The sequence below is a fragment of the Mucilaginibacter sp. P4_E8 genome (assembly GCF_056401495.1).
On sequence record NZ_JBFUJG010000005.1, the window covers coordinates 133876 to 156796 of the forward strand.

Here is a 22921-nt window from a genome sequence, read left to right on the forward strand (position 1 = left end):
GTAATTGTTTTGAGGTAGATGTTATGCATGCATAATAAATAAGGATCAGGCGGAAAAAAATGATGACCCTGGCGAGTCACAATTTGTTTACACCCTGCAATATAGTTTTATGGGCCAAAACACATACTTTTGGCTTTCTGCCAATCAGCCCATGCTAAAAACTTATACTACCATATTTTTCATTTTTGCTGCCGCAATAAGCGCCGGTGCCCAAATCAAAAGACCAACTGAAAAAAAAGATACAGTAACGCACTTGCAAACTGTTACCGTTAAAGGTTATTTGAGCGAAGAACCTGTTTTAAGTGTACCGGCTTCAGTAAGCGTATTAGGTGCGGCGCAGCTAAAGTTACAGCCCGATAATTCCTTTGTCAGCGCGCTGAATACCGTCCCGGGCGTAAGGGCCGAGGAGCGTTCGCCGGGGAGCTACAGATTATCTATCAGGGGTAGTTTACTGCGTTCGCCTTTTGGGGTGCGCGATGTAAAGATCTATTTTGATGAGATCCCGCTTACCGATGCCGGCGGCAATACTTATTTAAATGCCATTGATATTGCCAGCGTTCCCGGTATTGAAATTTTAAAGGGCCCTGATGGCAGTTTGTTTGGCGCCAACTCGGGCGGCGTTATGTTGTTAAGTCCCACAAACAAATATACCGATAGCAGTTACAGGTCAATTGGCATCAACACCGGTTCGTACGGTCTTTTTCATGAAAAGGTAAACATACAACAGCAGTTCGGCAAAAATCTGCTGAGCATAAACCAAAGTTACCAGGCTTATCAGGGTTATCGTCAAAACAGCAACATGAGCCGCAACTATGTGCAAGTTGCTGATAAATGGAACTATAGCGGCAAAAACGAACTGCGTTTCCTGGGCTTGTATTCTGATCTGGCTTATGAAACTCCAGGCGGGTTAAACCTTGCCCAGTTAGCTGCCAATCCGCGGCAGGCCAGGCAGCCTACGCCTGTTGTTCCGGGAGCTATTCAACAGCATATTGGTATCACCACTACCATGTATTTAGGCGGCCTGGTTAATGAATACCATTTCAGCGACCGTATCCGTAACGTACTGGCTGTTTTTGGCAACCATGTTGATTTTGCCAATCCGTTCATTACTAATTTTGAACAGCGCAGCGAAAACACCTACGGTTTTAGAACTTATTTTGAACTGGCCGGACTGCCTCATGAAAACATCAACTGGAAGGTTAACCTGGGGATGGAGTGGCAGCAAACCAACTCACGCATCAGCAATTACGGCAATAACAGGGGGGTAAAGGACACCACCCAAACCAGTGATGATATACACAGCAATCAGCATTTTATATTTGCCCGTTACTCAGCCGATATGTTTAAGCGCCTGCACCTGGAAGCCGCCCTGAGCCTTAACTGGTACGAGTACGATTTTAAAAACATTTATCCGCTTAACCAAACCGGGTTTACCAACCGCAACTTTACCCCGCAGCTGATGCCGAGGCTGGCCCTGAGCTACCAGGTAACCAACGATTTTATTTGGCGGGCATCGGTAAGCCGGGGTTACTCTACCCCAACTACTGCCGAAGTGAGACCAACTGATAATATGGTGAACACAGCCCTGCAAGCACAATACGGATGGAACTATGAAACCGGTTTTCGCCTGCGCAACCAGGACGAAACCATGTTCCTGGATGTATCTGCCTTTTACTACCGCATTAGCAATGCTATTGTGCGCCGTGTAAATGCCGATGAAACCGAGCATTACATTAATGCCGGCGGAACAAACCAACCGGGTGTTGAACTGTCATTTACCGACTGGCTCATCCGCCAAAACAGTACCCATTTTATACGTGGGTTACAGTTTAATGAATCATTCACGTTTAGTAAATTTAAGTTCAGGGATTATGCCAATGCTACTACCAGTTACTCGGGCAATGATCTTACGGGCGTTCCGCAGCAGGTTTTTATAAGCAGTCTGCAGGTGAAATTTCCGCAGGATATTTCGTTGTTCGCGCAGCATAACTATACTTCCAGGATCCCGCTTAATGATGGCAATACCGTTTATGCCGGGCATTACAACCTGTTACAGGCCAAAGTAAGCTGGCAGCCAACCATCGGCCGTAAAACGCACCTGGAAATTTATGCTGGGGCTGATAATATCCTGAACGAAAAATACAGCCTGGGTAATGACCTTAACGCCGTTGGCAACCGCTATTATAATCCATCGCCGCTGCGGAATTATACCGTAGGGATGGGGGTTGTTTTTTAGATTTTGTCTGAACCGGGATTTTTAGGATTAAGGGATTGTTAGGATTTTTTGTGTGCTACTGGTAATAAAAGTACGGGCTTGTGCGATTCCTTCTTGGGGAAGGAGGGTAGTGGTTTATTGAACATTGCAGGTTTAATTGAGCACAGAAACCCCTCCCTGCTACTGCACAAGCCAACCACACCCCTCCCGTGGGGAGGGAATTTGAAGCGAGAATAAAAAAGAAAAAGATTCCGCAGTCGCTCGGCTCCTGCCGAGTGACGACCATTACCAGGCCTCTGGCCTGCGAGTTAATTAATGATCATGATACGGCGGCGGGACGCCGGGAAATAATAGTCACTCGGCAGGAGCCGAGCGACTGCATGTATTTTAGATTTTAAGCTACCCGAACCACACCTCCGGCAACAGATCAGGGATTCAAACTGTTGCTTCCACCTTCGGCTATGTTGCCGCCGCGGCCCTTGGTGTCAAAGGCGCGAAATTTGATCACGCCGCCATTATAATTTACCGGGCTTGTATATAGCTTGCTTTTTTCGTCAGGGTCTTTACCGTTGGTGGTGTAGCGGATGGTTAAACCCGGGAACTCCACATTGCTCAGGTATTTGCCATCCTGCAGGCTGATACCTGGTTTTGGGATACGGTAATTAAAGCCGCCCTCATAGTAACTTAAGCGGGGCAGCTCGCGTTTACCCAACACATTCAGGAAACCCGACCATGCCTGCTGGTATTCCTGTTGTGCTTTAACCCGGTCAGGCTCAGTAGCCCATTGCGGATCCTTTGCCCAGGCGCGCTCGGCCAAAGCAAGCAAACGCGGAAATATCATGTAATCCATGCGTTCGGTGCTTTTTACTGTTTCGGCCCAGAGCGCGCCCTGCAGGCCTACTATATTGCTTTTGCCATAATCGGTTAGGCGTTGTTTGCCTATAAATAATGATGGGTTAATGGGATTGCCATTCTTATCAACATCGGCATTTTTAAAATAATCATAAGGGATAAATGAGTAAAATTTATCGATACCCAAAAAAGCGCCCCAGTAATAGCCCGGCTCATCAAAGGCCTTATAATTGGCCATATCAAAATACAAATTGGTGACGCAGGTAAGCACTACCTTGTAACCGGCATTAGCTAAACGATAAGCCAGGTCTTCCTGTCCGCCACCTAAAACATTGTTCCAAACATCGGCCTGTAAATGTTCATTCGTAAAATCAGGATTGGGTACGTATGCCGGTTTACCGTCAAGGGTGGTTTTGCGCAGGGCCATTTCTTCCCACCCCGAAAGGCGGATGCCTTTGACTTTTAAGATCTGATTCACCCTGCCATAAAAATAATACCACAGGTCGTTGGTGTCTTGTATTTCGGGGTGACTTGCTTTTAAAGCCAGATATGCCGGTGATTTTTCCCAAACATGCGGAGGTACTTCATCGCCGCCAAAGTGGATGGTTGGCAATGGCGCACCGGCTTCTTTGTAAATACCGGCAACATCGCTCACCACGGTTTCTACAAAATTATAGGTTGATGGCAGTGATACATCGATCACGTTATCGTTCCAGTATTGCACCGAGCGGTATTCCGATTTATCATTCAGATCGCGCAGCAGATATTTTTCAGCTTCGGCCTTTTTACCTTCGGCCATCAGGCGCTCATACCGAGCGTCCATCGCTTTGATGGGTGCCCTGGCATGTCCCGGCGTTTCAATTTCGGGGATCACAGTAATATGGCGGTCGGTAGCATATCTTAAAATTTCAATATAATCGGCACGGGTATAAAACCCGGTTCCAACTGTATTATTCACATCCGGACCAGAGCCGTGTGACGCCGGTAAAAAGTGTTTGCTATCCAGCGTATGGCCGCGTTTGGCGCCAACCGAAGTGAGTTCAGGTAATGACGGCAGTTCTAAACGCCAACCCTCATCATCGGTTAAGTGCAGGTGCAGGGCATTCAGTTTATATATGCTCATGGCCTCAATGAGTTTCAATACCTGCTTTTTAGGTTGAAAATTACGGGCAACATCAAGCATTACAGCACGGTAGCCAAAGCGGGGTTCGTCCTTAACATCAACACAAGGTATTTGAATGGATTTTTGTGTTTTAGCGAGTGCGGAGCCTGGTATCAATGTTTTTAATGATTGGATACCATAAAAAGCACCTGTAGCGGTTGAGGCATTAATAGTAATGCTTTTTGGCGTTACTTTTAACTCATATCCTTCAGGGGCAATGCTGCTCACTTTAGTTAAATTTATAACTGCACCGGTTGGTTTAGCCGTATTTACCAGCTGTTTACCCAACAAGCCGGCAAGATCTTTTTTAATATAGCCGGCTTCTTTTGTAAAATCATTATCAGCAACAATACCGGTTTTATCATCTATACTGAAGCTGCCGCTTGTTTCGCTGTAACTCAATGGTGTAGGGAAAACTTTGGATAACTGATCGGCAGGTATATCGACAGTAGTTTTATTCCTGTCAAAAACAATTTCAGGGGTTACCAGGCCCTGGTAAGTGGGTTTATAGGATTCAATGTTGAATGATGTTATGGAATATCCTTTGTCGGGCTGCGCATCCCAAACCATGTAGATGCCTTCGGGGGCATCAGTAGCATTTACTACCGGGTCGTCATTAATATATTCAATGCGTGTAGATGCACCGGGTTTCAGTTCCTTAAAACCATCGGTTGGGGTGATGCTGTACAGATCGCCGTTTACCTGGTTTATTTTTGCATTGCCACTCACCGCGTTTTCGGTAAAACCCCGGCCCGAATTGAAATAGAATTTCCACCCGCCGGCAGGCAATACATCATGCCCGCTATTGGTGATCACCAACGCAGTTAGCGCCCGGTTTTTGTTTTGATAATTATTATCAACCACCTGCCAGGTCATACGCAGATCGGCCACTTTAAACTTTATTTCATCAGTATTTGTAAAAGCAGTGCTCATAAAAAATGCCGCGATCAGCATCGTTGTAAAAATTTTGCGCATAGTTTAGTATTGATTGATAATGAATTGAAAGGTAAATATAAATAACCTTTCAAAATTTCAACTATACTTTTTAAATAATTTTAATAAGTGGGAACTAGTCAGTGGGTAGACCATAGGTGTTCGGAAGATTGTAATTGCAGTATATATTCCCTCCCTTGGGAGGGGTGCCGTGGATTGTGAAATGGCAGGGAGGGGTTTATACGTGCGATTAAACCTGTAATGTTCAATAAACCCCTACCTCCCCCTTCCCCAAGGAAGGAATCGCACTAGGCCCAAGCTTTCTTTTTATTTCTTCCCAACACCTATAGTGGGTAGACTCACCCTGGCATCGCTGCGCTCGCCATCCCTCTCTTCGCCTTCGGCGGAAAGAGGGCGTAAAAAAGGCGTCATTGCGAGGAAGCCCCCTGAGACTTTTGTTTTTTAAGCCCTCCCTTCCGGGGAGGGTTGGGTGGGGCTAATTGCTTCGTGCCTTACAGCAATGACGCGTGCATAAGTTTCCCTAACCCTCTTTCCAGCGAAGCTGAAGAGAGGGGCGACAAGCGTAGCGATGTCGGGGTGAGTCGTCTCCGCTCTACACCCCAAACCTGATCCATCCCTCACCCTCATAACCAAATGCGAATTGTTTGGGGCGGATGATCTCGGCCAGTATCTCGATAGAATCAACGATACGCGGACCGGGGCGATTAAAATATTGGTTGCCATCAACTATAAAAAGCTGGTTGTTCTTTACCGCCTTCATATCGGCAAAGCCGGGGAGCTCCAGCAGCAGGTTAATTTCTTTCATGGTGCGCTCTATGGAAAAACCGCAGGGCATTACTACTATAAACTCGGGGTCTTGTGTGCGAATATCTTCCCATTGCACATAAGGGGAATGTTTGCCATCCTGCGCAACTAATATAGGTGTACCACCCGCAATGTTCACCAGTCCCGGAACCCAGTTACCGGATACCATCATCGGGTCGAGCCATTCAATACAGGCAACGGTTGGCCTGCTTTCGCTGAATTTTAATTTATGTTTAATGATATCAACCCGTTCTATGAGGCGTTCCAGCAGATCGGCACCGGCTTCGGGCACGTTGAGCGCTGTGGCAATAGTGGTGATATCAGCAAAAATATCTTCCAGGCTATTGGGCTGTAAGGAAACGATACGTGCCTTTTTATCCAGATAATCATCCAATGCCAATTCCACATCGGCTAATGAAACAGCGCAAACCTCGCACTGGTCCTGGGTGATCACTACATCGGGCGCAAGCTGTTTTATCTGTTCGCGCTTTACCGTATACACTGATAGGGCATCGGCCAGGATCTCTTTTACCCGCACATCAATTTCGGCACTGCCCAGGTTATCGGGAAAATTAGCTTCGGTACATACCGGCAATTGTTTTACCGATGCGGGGTAATCACACTCATGTGAGCGGCCTACCAGGTTATCTTCAAGACCCAGGGCACAAACTATTTCGGTAGCGGATGGCAGTAAGGAAACTATTTTATCAGTTGGCATGTTAATCAATGTGAAGATTTCAGATGTGCAAATGTGCAGATGATTTATTTGATGTGCAAATGATTGTCTTGATGTGCAGATTTAAACCAGATGTGCAGATATGTAGATGTGCGGATGATTTTTTGATGTGCACATCTGTAATCTTCACATCCACCATCTGCACATCTACATATCTGCACATTTGCACATCCATCATCTGCACATTTGAAATTTGCACATTTACAACTTATCTTTGCGCCGATGATTTTCCTAACCTTTTTTATCGGGCTTATTGCAAATTTTATTGGTTATATACCACCCGGAAATATTAATCTTACTTTAATACAGATCACCATAAACCGTGGCTTAAAAGAAGCTTTACGTTTTATTATAGCTTTTTCATGCGTTGAATTTTTTTTCACCTACTTTATTATGCACGCCGCCAGGTGGTTATCCGGCGAGTTAAGGCTGACCGTTATTATTGACTGGATCATGGTGATCCTGTTTGGTGTTTTGGGTACTATTACCTGGATACACCGTAAAAAACCACCCGAAACACATTATTCTGAACATGCCAGCATCAAATACGGTATACTGCTTGGTTTTTTAAACCCTATGCAGGTACCCTTTTGGATGGTAACAGGTACTTACCTCATCACCCATGAATGGATACTGGACGGAAGGATTGCCCTGGTGATATTCAGTATCGGCTCTGCAGCGGGGGCTTTCCTGTGCCTGTTCCTTTATGCCAAATTCGCTAAGTATATTCAAGAAAAGTTTGCCCTGAGCACACGGTTCATCAATACCGGTATTGCCATACTGTTTTTCTCATTCGCGGCGTACCATGTGGTGAAACAGATTTATTTGTCGTTTTTTAAATAAGAGCCTCCCAGCCTCCTAAAGGGGGAGCTTTCTGAAATAGCTTGCTATTTATATAAAAGTCTCCCCTTTAGGGGAGATTTAGAGGGGCTTTTACTATTTTTAACGCCATGCATCACCCCGAAGAAAATCCCTGGACAATCACCTCCGAAAAAACTATTTATAATAACCCCTGGATAAACGTTACCGAGTACCAGGTTATCAATCCATCGGGTAATCCGGGTATTTATGGCAAGGTGCATTTTAAAAACATGGCCATTGGCGTTTTACCGCTTGATGATGAAATGAACACCTACCTGGTAGGGCAATACCGTTTTGCGTTGAATCAATATAGCTGGGAAATGCCCGAGGGCGGCGCACCAGAAGGTACCGATCCGCTGGAATCTGCTAAGCGTGAGCTGCTGGAAGAAACCGGTCTTAAAGCCACCCAATGGACCGAAATACAGCGTATGCACCTGAGCAACTCGGTAAGCGATGAACTGAGCATTATTTACCTGGCCCGCGGTCTGGCCCAGTTTGAAGCCGAACCCGAAGATACTGAGCAGCTAATAGTTAACAAAGTACCTTTTGCTGAAGTGTACCGCATGGTTTGTGACGGCAGCATCACCGATTCTATAACGGTAGCAGCTGTGCTTAAAGTACAATTGCTTTTGTCAGAAAACCGTTTATAAAAACAATGGGTTTACTTAAAAAAGTATAAATTTGGTGGTCGATGAAAAAGTTTTTAGGCTATATTTTGTCCCCGCTTGCTACTGCAGCATTTTTTTTAGCACTTCTTATTTTTCACCCTATACAGTGGGTATGTTTCCGCTTATTTGGCTATGCAGCACATAAAAGGGCTGTTGATGTTTTAAACCTGTGTTTGCTAAGTACCGCTTACCTGCTGGGCAATACGATTACTTTTATCAATAAGCAAAACCTGCCAGTCGGTCGCCCAATTATATTTTTGGCCAACCATCAAAGCCTGTTTGATATACCGCCGCTCATCTGGTACCTGCGTAAATACCATGCTAAATTTATTTCGAAGGTTGAATTGACCAAAGGCATTCCCTCTATCTCTTATAATTTAAAATATGGCGGCGGCGCCAATATCGACCGTAAAGACTCGCGTCAATCCGTTGCCGAAATTATAAAACTGGCCAACCGCATGAAAGAGAATCAATGGTCGGCAGTGATATTTCCTGAGGGCACACGTTCCAAAAATGGCGAGGTGAAAAGTTTCCAGGTAGGTGGTATTGCTACCATACTAAAAAAGTGCCCCGAAGCCCTGCTGGTACCTATCGCCATTAAAGATTCCTGGAAAATGATACAATATGGCATGTATCCGCTAAATACTTTTACCCCTATAACCTGGGAAGTACTTAGCCCCATTGAACCAGGTAATGCCCCGATTGAAGAACTTGTGCTTGAAGCCGAAAACCGGATCAGGGCAGCGTTGGGATCCTGATATTTTGTCTGAATCAGAATTTTCGGAATTATAGAATTTTCAGAATACTTTTTTATTACTGCTGTTTGCGTCCCCTCAAACAGTAAATCATTCTATTGATTTATGCTTTAGATTGTTTAAACAACGATTTTCTGTGTATATTGAGGTTATTGGCATAAAGCCAGGGTTCACACAAATTCCACAACTTGTTAATATTCAGTTAAATGTTAACAAATAAATCATATCTTGTTTACGTTAATATGGAATCTTATCGCTTATTTTTATAGACCGATAAAAAAGGTCAGCTAAAATTTACTTAAAACAATTTTTATGACCTGGAGAAAATTCAGTGGAGAGGTGATCCAATCACCCATTATGGAAGAGGTTGAAAAGGCAATTGAACGCGAAGCCGCCCTCGGTAACAAACTCAAAGTATGTATAGGCACCGACTCACAAGTAAAAGGCACCGTTACTGATTTTGCTACCGTTATTGTTTTCGTGCGCGAGCAGCGGGGAGCTTTTATGTTCATCCATCAGGAGCGTACATCGCAAAAAATGAGCATTAAGGAGCGTATGCTGAGCGAGGTTCAAAAATCAATTGATATTGCCTACAAACTTTGCGATCTGCTTGATTTGTACGATGTGGAGCTGGAGGTACATGCCGATATTAATACCAACCCAATGTTTAAATCAAACCAGGCGCTGCATGAGGCTATGGGTTATATTTTAAGCATGGGCTTTGTATTTAAGGCCAAACCCGAGGCTTTTGCAAGTTCATACTGTGCCAATAAAATAGTGCAGTAAAAAGTGTAAAACACCCGCGGTGTATTTATATTTGATTTTTCTATAAATCGAATATGCTATGTCGCCACTAATTGAAATCAACGATCCGGCTTTGTCCGGCGCGAACACCATTCTTATCGACGCCCGTGCCGGGCAAAATACCCACCAACGCTATCTTGACGGTCATTTAAAAAACGCGGCGTTTGTTGATCTGGATAAAGATCTGGCAGCCTCGGTTACCGATGCATCCATAGGCGGAAGGCACCCCTTGCCTGATGTTGAGGACTTTGCAGCCTTGTTAGGCAAATTAGGCATTACACCCCAAAGCCATGTTGTTATTTATGATGATAAAGCAGGCGCGTTTGGCGGTGCCCGTTTTTGGTGGATGCTCCGGGCAATTGGCCATACCAATGTACAGGTATTAAATGGTGGTTTACAGGCTGCTATAAACGCTGGCATCCCATTGAGTACGGATGTTTATACACCAGCCCCGGTTAGCCCATACCCTGTTACTGATGGCTTTAAAGGCACAGTAGATATTGAAGAGACCGGAGTTGCCGCGCATGACGCGAACCGCATTGTAATTGATGTGCGTGAAACCCCGCGTTACCAGGGCCAAACAGAACCAATAGACCTGATAGCAGGCCATATCCCCGGGGCGTTTAACCTGCCTTATATATATAATCTTGATGCCGATGGCAAATATCTGCCTGCCGAAACTTTACGGAAGCTTTATGACGATGCCATTGATCAGGTAGCGCACACCGGCGTTATTGTACACTGCGGATCGGGCGTTACAGCTTGCCATACCCTTTTAGGAATGGAGTATGCGGGCATCAGCGGGGCAAAACTTTACGTTGGCTCCTGGAGCGAGTGGTCGCGCCGTGACCTGCCTGTGGGCACTACCAGGCGGTAAATTGCTGGCTGCTTAAAACAATTAGTCCTTACAGTTTGTCAGCAATTGGTGAAAATATACGTATTAAAAACAGAGCAGGCCATACCCATTACTTTAGATGAGGCATGGGAATTTTTCTCGTCGCCATTGAACCTGGCCAAAATTACGCCGGCCGACATGAGCTTCGTGGTAACGTCTGACCAAACCACCAGCACCAAAGTGTACGCGGGCATGATCATTACCTACAAAATAGCGCCGCTGTTGGGTATAAAGATGGACTGGATGACCGAGATCACCCACGTTGTAGAAAAACAATATTTTGTTGACGAGCAACGCTTCGGACCCTACGCGCTATGGCACCACCAGCATCATTTTAAGGAGGTAGCTGGTGGTGTTATAATGAACGATATTTTACACTATGCCATACCTTATGGTGTAATAGGCCGATTAAGCAATAGCGTTTTTGTTGGCAATAAGGTTAAACAAATATTCGCCTTTCGCGAAAGGGCTATTGAAAGGATGTTTGGGGTTTATAAAGGATAATAGTTCAATACCGCTATGGCCGCGGGGACCCTTTACTTTTGTCGCAACAAAAGTAACAAAAATGCTTTTTTCTTTTTAGGCTTTTTTGCCGCACAAGGCCTTCGCCCTGCAAATCAGGCAGAACCACGGGCTGCAAAAAGTTGCCCCACTGCGTTCACACAATTCCACCGCTTCAGCAAATATTAGCTATGCCCTTTACCACGCTCAAGGGCCACCAATGTTCTGTCTGCTTTCACCCAAAGCGAGCTGCATTTATCTATATGGAATTTTCTGAACTTTAGAATTTAGATAATATCATGCAAGCAAATCAAAATCGTTCCCTGAAAAGAATTAGTAGAACCTTCTTCCCCGTCAGCAGATAAGCTTCGGGTGAAAGCAGGCAGAACATGATGGCTTGTGCGGCTACTGTCTGAACCAGGATTTATAGGATTAAGAGATTGCCAAGATTTTACTTTTAATTATTCAACTCCCATGTCAGCAGATAAGCTTCGGGCGAAAGCAGGCAGAACTTGGTGGCCGTGTGGGTTGGAGGGGGCATTAGTAATTTTGCAGAAGCAATGGAATTGAGCGTGCGTAGCAGGGCAAAATTTAGCAGCCCGTGGTTCTGATTGATTTGCAGGGTAAGGGCTAAGAGCACAAAGAAGCATTTCTGCTGACAGCCTTTTTGGTTACTTTTGTGGCGACAAAAGTAACTGGCCCTCCCGCGGCCAAGAGCGGGTATACGATATGCTTATACGCTTTTTACAGCATAGAAATTGCTATGCCTACAGTAATGAAACAGCTAATTAATATTAACAAGGTTATGCCTTCCGCTTTAATTGTTATTTAATTAAAACTGTTTTAAACAATTGATTTGGTATGCGTTGGTTTATATTTGATCAAAAACCCCGATTTGCGGATATAATGATTAACCGGTTCCTCAATAAGTTTAAACAGGGTTACAGAGATGATATTTAATATTATAAAAGCATACAAGAGGTTCAGGCTATCGTATTCAAAAGGCGAATGCCACGCTACTCCCCATTTATCATACAATTCAAAAACATGATCATTTAAGCTATCAAACTGCGCATGCAGCAGGTTATATATCCAGCCCAGGTGTACCAGGTAAAATATGTAGGAGCTTTTGCCCAGCAGCTCAATAAAAGGCAATGCCAGGAATTTTTTAAATAAGGTGGTTTCGGTAAGTATGCCGTAAAAGAAAAGCGCTACCGCAATGCATAAAAAGTAATTATTAACAATGAGGCCCACCGGACTCTCCACTCCGGCGTTCCAGCCTTTGGGCACAGGCTGCAATGCCATTACAAACACACAAACAAATATCAGTACAAAGCCTGTATAGGTATAATTTACTTTATTGGTACGTTTAAACCCTTTTTTAAGTACATAACGGGCAAGTTGCATCCCCACAAAAAACTCAAAACAGCGCCCAAAAAAGGTAAACAACATTACAAACGTAAAATTGCCAAAAAAGCCAAACCAGTTTACATGGCTGAATATAAAGTACAGCAAAATGCCCGCACAGGTAATAATAACCGGCTGTATATAAAATTTATTAAAGCGCTTGGCTATTAAAAATATGATGGGTGCCGAAAAGTAAAAACATTCCTCTACCGTTAGTGACCAGCCCTGGGCTATGCCGGTATCCCAAAACTGGTAAAAGAAACCGCGTAAAAAAGTAATGTTCATGAGCATTAAGGCAACCGGGTGCGCATAGCCTTTGGTAATGGTTTGATCCTTCGTGATAAAGTAATAAACAAAGGCCGCTACGGTAAGTAAAAAGTACATGGGGTAAATGCGGGCTACCCGGTTTTTGAGGTATTGCAAAAACCAATCCTTACTTAAACCATGAAAATTATTATAATATCTAAAAGTGATTAAAAAGCCCGATAGCACGAAGAAAATGCTTACCCCTATGTGAAACTCGCCAAAAAAGCGTTGCATAATATGAGGAAAACTTTCATCAAAAACATAGGCAAAATGCGATATAAACACCAGGTAAGCGGCCAATGCGCGTACACCGGTTAGGGCAGGAATGTAATTTTGTTGCGCTCGTTGTGACAAAGTAGCTATAAATTTAACTATTTACACCAATATTTTTCAACCAGGGGTTTACAAAACTGATACCAAAGAGCCTCACCCCGGCCCTCTCCAAAGGAGAGGGAGTAAGAACATCCTTAATAAATACTCATCAAAGAAGAAAAATCTGAACCTGCATAGTAAAGTCCTCTCCTTTGGAGAGGATTATTCACACTTAATTTATTTTTACGACGTTCATGTGGGCTTCGCCGTTTAGGTGAGGCTGCTACCCTGCACTACGCCCCGGCTCAGTATCCTTTGGTCTATATAATATTGTATCTCTGATTTTTTGAGGCCCCAGTTGGGTGCTATCAGCAGTTCCCTGTCGCTCAGGCCGAAGAGGCGCTGGATCACAATATCGGGGCGCACACGGGGTAACAGTTCGCACAGGAAATCGGCATATTCATCAATGCTGAAAACCTTAAAAGGCTCGCGTTTGTATTTTACACCCATTACCGAACCCTCAACAATGTGCAGGTGGTGAAATTTAACGAACTTAATTTGCGGGAAACGGTTTATCTCGTCGGCATATTTTAGCATCATATCATGTGTTTCCCAGGGGAAACCAAATATAGTATGCACGCAAATATCAAGCTTGGTATTTTCAACCAGTTTAAGGGCTTTTATCAGTTCCTCATGGTTGCAGCCACGGTTTATCTGCGCCAGGGTATCGTTATATATCGATTCCATACCCATTTCCAGGTCAACATCAAAACGGTCGGTATAGCTCTCGAGCAGGGCTATCTTTTCCATATCAATACAATCCGGACGGGTACCTATGCTCAGGCCCACAATATCCTCGGTGCCATAGCTCAGCGCCTCGTCATACATCATCTTTAAATAATGCGCCGGGGCGTAGGTATTGGTATTAGGTTGAAAATAAATAATGAACTTATCGGCCTTGTTGCCTTTGCGGGCGCGTTCCATACCCTGTATCACCTGTTCACGCACGGTAGGTGCGTTTCGGCTTACTGATGGTGTAAACGAATCAACATTGCAATATGTACAGCCGCCATAGCCTTTGGAGCCATCGCGGTTGGGGCAGGTAAAGCCACCGTCAACAATAACTTTAAACACCCGTTGCCCTTTATATTTATCGCGCAGCCAGGGTCCATAATTGTTATAGCCCTTTTCCCAGGTTGGTGTTATGGAGTCTGTTAATTGCATTTGCGGCAAAGATACGGAATTTGTTTTAGGTTCGGGGTTCCGTGGAGCCGGGTGCGGGTAGTTGTTCGGAAGAAATAAAAGGACTGTCATTTCGAACAAGGTACGAGGAGAAACTATCTCTTGAGCGATAGCGAAAAATCTTATGAGACTTGCAATTAAAGCTTTGCATTATGTAGAAGATTTCTCTTTCGCCCCTATGCCCTTGCCAACTCCGCTTTATCGAAATGACAAGTTTTTTTAGAAATTTATTCTTCCGAATACCTCTGGAGCCGGGTGCAGCAGCGAGGGAGGGGCCGGAAGTTTTTCCAAAATTCCCTCCCTAAGGCAGGGGTGCTGCTGTTATGAGCGCAATGGCAGGGAGGGGTTTGTTCCCTCTGCATGTCTTTGGCCCTTTAAGCCGGTTTTTTAGGATCGTTTGAGGTAAGGTCAATATCAGTAGTGGTGGTACCGCCTATGCTGGTATTATCGCCTGTAACATTCAGTTGTGATGGCACGGATTTTTTTGAAGTTATTCCCGGACTCAGCAAGTTAAAACAATAACCCACCAGGGTGCCTATAAAAAATATCAATACCTGCCTCGCCGTTTCTATATTATCTTTCGGTATCGGAACAAAAGTTATTAAAAAGCAGTAAACGATAACGCAACCAATTACATATGCACATAATTTGAACAGCTTATCCCAATGATTATTGTCGTCCTGGATCTCTTTGCGTGAATCAGCCATGATGCAACAAATTAGTATTAGGTTTATTTATAATCAGTATTAAGTACAAGTTAATTTTAATTAAACTAAGTTGCAATTGACGGTATAAATTGTAAACCAATTATACACTTTATTTACACAAATTGTAAAGTGTGTAAAGGGAAGGATTTGGGCGTTTCCTTTGGGCCGGGCTGTACGCTCATACTGCTGCAGGCGTTAGGCACAGGGCCGGTATCCGCTGCCATCCCTAACGCGGGAATGCCATAGTGCTTGTTTTATTTGTTAAACAGGTTTAAGTTTCGGTGGTGTTCACCTCCCGTCCATCTTTTTGGGTGTTTAGCCTGATTACGACACACCTCAGTAGTTAAACAACCGGTACCGAAGCCGCGGGTGATTCACTTGTTACACTGTTCGCAATAACAGGAGCCGGGGTTTTAGCCGGGAAATATTTGTTCCTGATATTTAAAAAGGGAACTTCAAGCCATGCCGTAAATAGCTTACCAGCCACCAATGAAATGATAAAATAGCCCAACAGGTAATAAATCCAATATAATTTGTTAGTTGCAACAATAGGGAAATAAACCAGTATGTAACTGCCTACAAATACATGCCATAAATATATTGCATAAGAAAGCTTTCCGATTGTGGCCATAAATATGCTCCTGAAAAACCTGCTTTTTGATTCTAAAGCAATCATTAGGATGGAGCCGAAACATAAGGGGTGAACACCAAGGGATATAACCGACATCCACTTATTAACCTGCCGGTCAAATACGTAATTTGTTAGGAGATAACCGATACTTAGTATCAGCAGATAAACCTTGTACTTTTTAAAAAACACGAGTTTTTCTGGGTAAAACTGATATAAATAAGCTAAATAAACTCCGAAAAACAATGCATCAAGTCTGAAATGCGTGGCTGCATAATGGGTAGGGGCCCTAAAAACGGGATGATAAATATTAGCTATCAATCGGGCCAATATACCTACAACAGTTAAAAATATATAGGTTCGGGTAACAACTATATAGTTTAGTTTATTTTCGACAGGCGAAAGTGATTTTTTACTTGAATGTTTTCTTTTAATCAGGTAAACAAAATATAGTACAAGTAATATATAAAAATGCTCCTCTACATCCAATGACCAGGAATGGCCCCATCGTCCATTTGCATAGTTATGAATAAACATGGCATCAAGAATGTAACCCCACCAGTAATATTTTTGTTTAGCCTCAACAGCTACAGGTAAATTAAAATGAAGGGAAATTATTTCGAACAGTAAGGTTGCTATCAGAAATGCAAAAAATAAAGGATAAATTTTAAACCCCCGCCTGATCAGGAACCTAACGGGATTTATTGTATTTGTTAACTTATATTCCTTAAACAGAAGCCCCGAAACTAAAAAACCGCTTAACACAAAAAAGAAATCGACCCCTATCCAGCCGCCGGCTTTCAAGAATAAAATCACCGATTTAAATATATTGAATACCTGATCAGTAAAACTTTGCGAAAGCGCGATAATAGGTTCTTTTATGTGAAAAAACATTACCATTAATACAGCAATACCTCGTATTACATCTAACGCTATATTCCTGGTTTGTTTATCGCTTGCTAACATATTTAAAAATTAATAAGGTTAGATAATTTTTAAAATTAATCCCTGTTTTGTCGTAAAGATATAAATTAGGATAAGATATGAGCCTTTTTTTGCCACTTTTCCTTTCGGGCAACTGAAAAAGGAAAGTAGTTTGGCCATGGCTGCCTGGTGTATGTGCGCCGGCAAGGAAGGTAATTTACGCTCTTCTTTTTATAATTCTTGTCGCTACCGCAGGGCTCTGCCTTGTGTGCGTTTGCCTGGTAGCAACGGGCCAGAAAATTATTGAATATAATGATCACATAATGCATACTTAGCAAGCGAACCAGTATGACGCTTGCGGTAGCGGAAGAAAAGACGACGCTTTGAAAGCGCTTGGGAATTAATGAATTTAATTGGTTTTAATGTGTTTCGAATAACTGACGCTGAAAGGTATGTTTACCGGCGCATTCCATTTGGTATCCAAACTAACTGTAAATTGTGCTGCCTTTGTAAAAAGGGCGCCAGTATATATATAATTGGTGTTTATTTTAATCCAAACCCCATCACCCCCCTGACTCGGCAAAACCTTATGATTTATAACATTCCCCAGCTTATCTACACAATTTAAAGTTATCTCACTTGAATAGAAAGAGTGGTAAGGGAGAACGATCGTGCTAAATTCAAAGTTTGATTTCCCAATTTGTGAGCTACTAATATTGTAACTAAAGAGCGCGCTATCAAAAACGTCCTCTCTTCCGTGGAATTTTCCATTTCCGCTAAACAGGTCAAAAGCAGGTGGGTAATCGGTTAATGTTAAAATAAACTTTGCAGCATTAGCGGGTATCGCGTCGGTAATACGAACAGTGAGCTTACTTACCATACGCTTAAGTGTAATCGCTTTACTGATAGGCGCCTTTATCAGGGTATCAAACCCGCCAAAATATATACCCGAAGTTAAAAGCGCATTATCCAGGTGGTAATATGGAAGCGTCCAGTAAATACCGCCGGAACCGTGTGTAATATCACCAGATATTTTACCCGCCAGCTGATCGCCAACTATATAAAACCAATATTGCCCATCACTTAAAGATGCTTTAAAAGTTCCGAAATTGGCATCTGTCGACTTCTGAATAATATCTTTAACAGGACCTGCTGCGAATTGAGGATATTGTTCGAATGGAGGATCCATTACAATTCCCCTATCCTTATAAATAACTAAATGCAGGTACTTTATTTGATCTTTTAACAATGCGTTCGCTCCGGTACTGTTGGTGCTTAAATTTTGGGTGGTGCTCTCGAAACCAGGAACCGTAAAGCTAACTTCATGGAGCTTTGTACCCACTTCAGGGGGAGAAATTAGGTTTTGTGTTGAATCTTTCTTACAGGACGAAACAACGATGCATATGGTAATGCATAACAGGTAAATGTTTCTCATGATAATTGGCTGTTTCTTTAAAGTTAATTATAAAAAGCGCCATAAGATTGTAATTATATGAATATGAGCCAATAATGTATAAATAGACGAAGCCTTGCATACTTTATGACCATGGCTTTGTTAATTTTAACGAAAAGTGGTAATTGAGGGATTTTTGTCAACTGGCGGGTAGCGGCGAAGGATCAGGTTTGGGGGAATTTAATATCTCTCCAGTATTTAAACATGGCCCAGGATACAGCACCCAGATAAGTAACTGTTTTATCAGGAGCTATTTTAATCAGATAAGCGCCCGTCCAGTTAAAAGGCGACACATCAGGGAAACTGGGATAACCCGTAGCTGACCGGGGTTCATTGATGGGGTGGTGGGCGATGATGAGGGTAATCTGATTATCGACTGGTTGTTCCTGAATAATGGACAGCATCCCTTTAAACAAGCCATCGGGATATACTGTATAACTGAGGTGATTGATCCTGCCATCGAGGACTGGCGCAGGGCCGGCATTGATGAGCTTTGCCGTTTCCAGCGCTCTGTTAAACTCGCTGCTGATTACTCTTTTAATCGGATAACTGAGATCTTTAAAAACCTGACCCAATATGGTGGCTCTTTGTACTCCCTGAGCGTTCAGTTGCCTTGCCAGTGCAGAATCAGCGGATTTCCACCAGTTGGGTGGCCCCATATAGGAATGGTTCACAGGAAAGTCAACACCAATGCTTGCATCTGCATGCCTGAGCACGATGGCATAGGTTTCACCCTTTGCCGGAAATGTTTGTAATGTTTTCCAACCTTGCTGATAAGCAGCAAAAGCATTGGTGGCTAAAGCTCCATGGTAATGTTTATAAGGAAGATCCTGGTTGATGTCGGTTGCACCCAGCGCGTAAATTATAAGTTTAGGCTTAGTGGTATTTTTCCAGGTAATTTCAACAGGCACGATTTCGGCTGAGGTTAACCGCCTGATCAAACCCGAATTTGTAATTTGAATATGCGGGTCTGCGGAGGAAAAAGTAGCAGCTTCACTTGTCAGTATCTGGTAATTATTTTTATTAACAAACAAAAGCTGATCGGTATATTCCAGCGACGTAATTTTCGGGTTGTCCTTTACAGGAGCGGGCATATCTCCGGCTTTTTCCCGGGAGCAGCCAGCTAATAATATTATAGCGATGAACAGGGTTTTTAAAGCTTTCATAATCTGCTGAACTTAATACCGGCAGCTTTGTGCCAGTACGATTAAATGGTGTCTTTTCGTATGGATCGCATTTGGTTATAAATTGATAACACAAAATAGTGTTATTTGCAACAGGAAAAAACACCAATTTGGTAACAATCGCACAGCTGGTAGCTCTGAATCAGCAATTTGCGGGAATGACATGCGTCGCCGCTACCGCAAGGCTCTGCCTTGTGGTATGTTTGATTGGTCAGCACGAAGCAAGAAAATTATTGAATGTAATGATCACATAATGCATACTGAGCATGCGGACCACAAGCGGGGCGCTCGCGGTAGCGGGTGCGATAATTGACACACGCAACACGCGTGAACCAGCAGAGGGTAGCGCTTGAATATTTTTGTCATATTTTTTATTGTACATTTATATAAACTTTATCACAAAATGTATTTTAAACCCTCCATCTATCTGGTAGCTTTTTTGCTGATTTTTCAAAGCTGCAGTAAAAACAGTAACGATTTGGCCGATAAGCCTGTTATTAAAATAACCAAGCCCGATTCCATACCAGCCAAGCATGATTCTGTATTAACCAAATCAGACTCCCTGGTAATTACCTGGAAAAATAAGCCATCCAATATTTTTGATACTTTGCGGCTTTTGATTTATAAATCAGAAATTGATTATAACACGCCTTTTGCAACCCCGCTTTTTGATACTGTATTTACCAATCAAAGCTTTGGACCTTACGCCTATAAATACACTAAGATTTATCCCAAATTTAAACCGGGCACTTACTGGTTTAAAATATTTTCATGTAACAGTCCAGATATTGCGGTTTTCCACAACCAAAACGATGTAAATAAGAAGTATACAGTAATAGGCGGCAAAACGGCTCACTTAGATTTAACCAGTACTACCGATACCCTCAAAAACTTTATCATCAAAAAAATAACAATAAACAAGCTGGATGTTCTTTTAAGTCGTGGCAGTAAGCTCACTTTTGATTTTGACGAAATATGGAACAACGCTTATGCTGATAGAGAGCCTAATAAAACACTCATTAGCATACCCTTTAATATTAGTCAGCTCCCGTATACCATAAATAATTTAAATGTAAAACTCAGGGGTTTACCCGTTTGGTGGTCTGACCCAGGCTTTTATATTGATATAACCAACAAGGATGGCTCTATTGGACAAAACCGGGTTGACTTTACGGAATCATTTAGAAAAGCAAAAGTTTACAGCAATAAAGTGTACGTATGGAACTATGACCATGAACTTGCTTATGTGTTAGAAGGTGAGTGGGTGCATTAAATCGTATCACTGCTACCACAAGGCGCTGCCTTGTGGTGCGTTTGTTGGTGAGAAGCAAGGAAATTATTGAATGTAATGATCACATAGTGTATACTTAGCATGTGGACCACAAGCGGGAGTAGGGGAGGTTGCGATATTGGCACACGCGACACGCGTGCGTCAGCAGAGGGAAGCGCCTTTACAATAAATAGTATTTCAATTAATTATATTTGGTCACATAAGCCTTATTTATGGAACTTAGAATACCTCGCAATTATCTGATATTAAAAGAAAACTCACCGCTAAAATTGCCCGATTTTGTACTTATTACCGGAGAAAATGGTTCTGGTAAAACAAAATTACTCGAAGTTATTTCAGATAGTATGCACCCTGAATGCTTGTTTGATGACGATGGCAATCCATATGATCAATTTGAATATATCCCGGCAAATGGCTTTGAGCCAACATTAGGGAATTACCATTCAATTCAATATGACCAGCAACAATATGCAAAACAATTAATATTAGACAGCTTTTTAGGTTCTCAAGAAGAATATTTCAAAACGACTCCATTAACGGCTGACAATGTTAACAACAGGTTTAATGCAGTGTTAAGCCCAAACATTTCACACGGAACACAAATATTTAATAGCGTAGATTTACAGAGTGTTATAGCTATATCTGAAAATAGCGGTAAGAAATTCGGACAATTAAAATATTTTGATTTTACAATTTTTAGTCCGATTGACACACATCAATTATTTTCTTCAAATTTATTAAAGCTTTATCATCAATATGCTTATAAATATTGGAATTATAGAGAACAGGCGGAAAAGGAGATTGCTCCTTGGTTGAGTTTAGAAAAAATAGTTGAAGTCGCTAATTTTAATTACACAATTAAGCATCCCGATTTAGATGCTGATAATGTGGTTTTAGAGCCAATATTCATACATAAAGTTAAAAATATACCTATCAAACTTTATGAATTATCATCTGGTGAAAAAACAATTATTTCATTAATATTTGCCTTATATAACCTACGCAGTAATCAGAAGGGTTTTACAAGTATTCCACAGGTTATAGTATTAGATGAACCGGATGCAAGTTTACATCCCTCTTTAACGAAGTACTTTTTAGATGTCATTCAAAATGTGTTGATGGAAGATGACAGAGTTAAAGTAATAATAACCACTCACTCTCCATCTACAGTAGCTCTTGCACCTGACGATTCTATTTTTCTTATGGAAGATGGCATATTAAAAGAAACAGATAAAAGTACTGCTATCAAATCACTTACCACGGGTTTAAAAAGTTTGAGCATTTATTATGAACATAAAAAGCAAGTCTTTGTGGAAGCGGATTTTGACGTAGATTTTTATGGATTTATCTATCAAAAAATATCAACGCAACATTTAGATAAAGAAATAATTTTAAACTTTATCTCTGTGGGTAACGCAGCCGGTGGATTTACTCGGGTAATTAAAATGGTGAAAGATTTAAACCTTGCAGGGAATAAAAATATCTGTGGGATTATTGATAGAGACGATGACCATCAAGCAAATGAAAAGGTTATGGTTTTAGGTAATGGTGAAAGAAGGAATATAGAAAATTATTTATTTGATCCATTGTTTTTCGGTTTGTTTGTGCTAAAAGAAGAATACCCTAAACACAATGAAAGATTTGGGTTAAACAAAACAGATGATTATCTTGATTATAACAATTTGGATGAATCAAAAATTCAAAATATAATTAACTTAGTTATCAACGACATAAAAATTCATTTATCAGATGAATTAATGCAGCCAAGTGAAAATTCGGAAATAGAATTATTATGCCTCTATAAAATAAAAATCCCATTATGGTTTTTTGAGTTAAAAAAAGTGAGTATTGAAGAAGCTTATTCTAATAGTTTTGGCTACCTTTTTGACAAATACAGAAACAAAAAAGGTATTAAACCCGAATTACTAAAAATTTTAACTACATATTACAAATTTTTACCTGTGGGCATTGTTAAAATGTTTAAAGCGGTGCAGGAAATTGAGCTTTAAATTTATTACCCCCACTGGCGCAAGTATGTCGTATAAGAAATAAAGGCAATGGCTACTTATGTCCTTCTCTAATATTCACCCTGTACAGTTCGCGATAGCTTCGTACCTCGATTTCTATGATCTAAGCAACTAATTTGAGATAATTTTTTTCATATTTTCTATTTTGTCTTACACAGGAGAAAATACGTTGTACAAGTTTATTTCTTACAGCGTTTATGACACTCATTTTATTCTTCTTCTCGACGTTGACT

17 protein-coding genes are annotated in these 22921 nt (G+C 42.0%); 9 read left to right on the forward strand and 8 right to left on the reverse strand.

All coding sequences use genetic code 11. The features are described 5' to 3' along the window. The first annotated feature begins 109 nt into the window (after positions 1-109). Positions 110-2236 carry a TonB-dependent receptor gene (locus AC1DRQ_RS04005; RefSeq protein WP_477422303.1) on the forward strand — a complete coding sequence of 709 codons (2127 nt, stop codon included), beginning with the start codon at positions 110-112 and terminating at the stop codon, positions 2234-2236. Between the two features lie 406 nt (positions 2237-2642). On the opposite strand, the gene AC1DRQ_RS04010 is transcribed toward AC1DRQ_RS04005, so the two are convergent. Together AC1DRQ_RS04010 and AC1DRQ_RS04015 are read right to left on the reverse strand one after the other, a co-directional pair. Then, on the reverse strand, positions 2643-5204 hold the full coding sequence (locus AC1DRQ_RS04010; RefSeq protein ID WP_477422304.1) for a family 20 glycosylhydrolase: 2562 nt from the start codon (positions 5202-5204) through the stop codon (positions 2643-2645). Between the two features lie 571 nt (positions 5205-5775). Further along, positions 5776-6705, reverse strand: a complete 930-nt coding sequence (locus AC1DRQ_RS04015; protein ID WP_477422305.1) for a cobalamin-binding protein — start codon at positions 6703-6705, stop codon at positions 5776-5778. Between the two features lie 240 nt (positions 6706-6945). Between AC1DRQ_RS04015 and AC1DRQ_RS04020 the strand changes: the two genes are divergently transcribed. The 6 genes from AC1DRQ_RS04020 (at position 6946) to AC1DRQ_RS04045 (ending at position 11210) form a co-directional block, all read left to right on the forward strand. Beyond that, positions 6946-7566 (forward strand): LysE family transporter, encoded by a 621-nt coding sequence (locus AC1DRQ_RS04020; RefSeq protein WP_477422306.1) that lies wholly within the window; start codon positions 6946-6948, stop codon positions 7564-7566. Positions 7567-7673: 107 nt separating this feature from the next. Then, on the forward strand, positions 7674-8234 hold the full coding sequence (locus AC1DRQ_RS04025; RefSeq protein ID WP_477422307.1) for an NUDIX domain-containing protein: 561 nt from the start codon (positions 7674-7676) through the stop codon (positions 8232-8234). Between the two features lie 41 nt (positions 8235-8275). Next, entirely contained in the window at positions 8276-9010 is a 735-nt protein-coding gene (locus AC1DRQ_RS04030; RefSeq protein WP_477422308.1) for a lysophospholipid acyltransferase family protein, read from the forward strand. Positions 9011-9319: 309 nt separating this feature from the next. Continuing rightward, the gene (locus AC1DRQ_RS04035; protein WP_429401978.1) at positions 9320-9793 is read left to right on the forward strand and encodes a ribonuclease H-like YkuK family protein; all 474 of its coding nucleotides are present in this window, start codon (positions 9320-9322) and stop codon (positions 9791-9793) included. Between the two features lie 58 nt (positions 9794-9851). Next, on the forward strand, positions 9852-10688 hold the full coding sequence (locus tag AC1DRQ_RS04040; protein ID WP_477422309.1) for a sulfurtransferase: 837 nt from the start codon (positions 9852-9854) through the stop codon (positions 10686-10688). A gap of 48 nt (positions 10689-10736) precedes the next feature. Continuing rightward, complete coding sequence (locus AC1DRQ_RS04045; protein ID WP_477422310.1) at positions 10737-11210, forward strand: SRPBCC family protein; 474 nt, start codon at positions 10737-10739, stop codon at positions 11208-11210. 840 nt (positions 11211-12050) lie between these two features. On the opposite strand, the gene AC1DRQ_RS04050 is transcribed toward AC1DRQ_RS04045, so the two are convergent. From AC1DRQ_RS04050 to AC1DRQ_RS04075, 6 genes are all read right to left on the reverse strand, one after another. Further along, positions 12051-13274, reverse strand: a complete 1224-nt coding sequence (locus tag AC1DRQ_RS04050; RefSeq protein WP_477422312.1) for an acyltransferase family protein — start codon at positions 13272-13274, stop codon at positions 12051-12053. A 228-nt stretch (positions 13275-13502) separates the two neighbouring features. Continuing rightward, the gene (gene mnmL / locus AC1DRQ_RS04055; protein ID WP_477422323.1) at positions 13503-14456 is read right to left on the reverse strand and encodes a tRNA modification radical SAM protein MnmL/YtqA; all 954 of its coding nucleotides are present in this window, start codon (positions 14454-14456) and stop codon (positions 13503-13505) included. A 392-nt stretch (positions 14457-14848) separates the two neighbouring features. Further along, entirely contained in the window at positions 14849-15181 is a 333-nt protein-coding gene (locus tag AC1DRQ_RS04060) for a hypothetical protein (RefSeq protein ID WP_477422314.1), read from the reverse strand. 343 nt (positions 15182-15524) lie between these two features. Beyond that, on the reverse strand, positions 15525-16775 hold the full coding sequence (locus AC1DRQ_RS04065; RefSeq protein WP_477422315.1) for an acyltransferase family protein: 1251 nt from the start codon (positions 16773-16775) through the stop codon (positions 15525-15527). A gap of 367 nt (positions 16776-17142) precedes the next feature. Then, the gene (locus tag AC1DRQ_RS04070; RefSeq protein ID WP_477422317.1) at positions 17143-18168 is read right to left on the reverse strand and encodes a hypothetical protein; all 1026 of its coding nucleotides are present in this window, start codon (positions 18166-18168) and stop codon (positions 17143-17145) included. Positions 18169-18350: 182 nt separating this feature from the next. Continuing rightward, positions 18351-19352, reverse strand: coding sequence for a histidine phosphatase family protein (locus AC1DRQ_RS04075; protein WP_477422319.1), 1002 nt, complete (start codon positions 19350-19352; stop codon positions 18351-18353). Positions 19353-19773: 421 nt separating this feature from the next. Between AC1DRQ_RS04075 and AC1DRQ_RS04080 the strand changes: the two genes are divergently transcribed. Further along, entirely contained in the window at positions 19774-20643 is an 870-nt protein-coding gene (locus AC1DRQ_RS04080) for a hypothetical protein (protein WP_477422320.1), read from the forward strand. Positions 20644-20873: 230 nt separating this feature from the next. Then, positions 20874-22670: an AAA family ATPase gene (locus AC1DRQ_RS04085; RefSeq protein WP_477422322.1), complete on the forward strand. Its 1797-nt coding sequence runs from the start codon at positions 20874-20876 to the stop codon at positions 22668-22670. Positions 22671-22921: the final 251 nt, after the last annotated feature.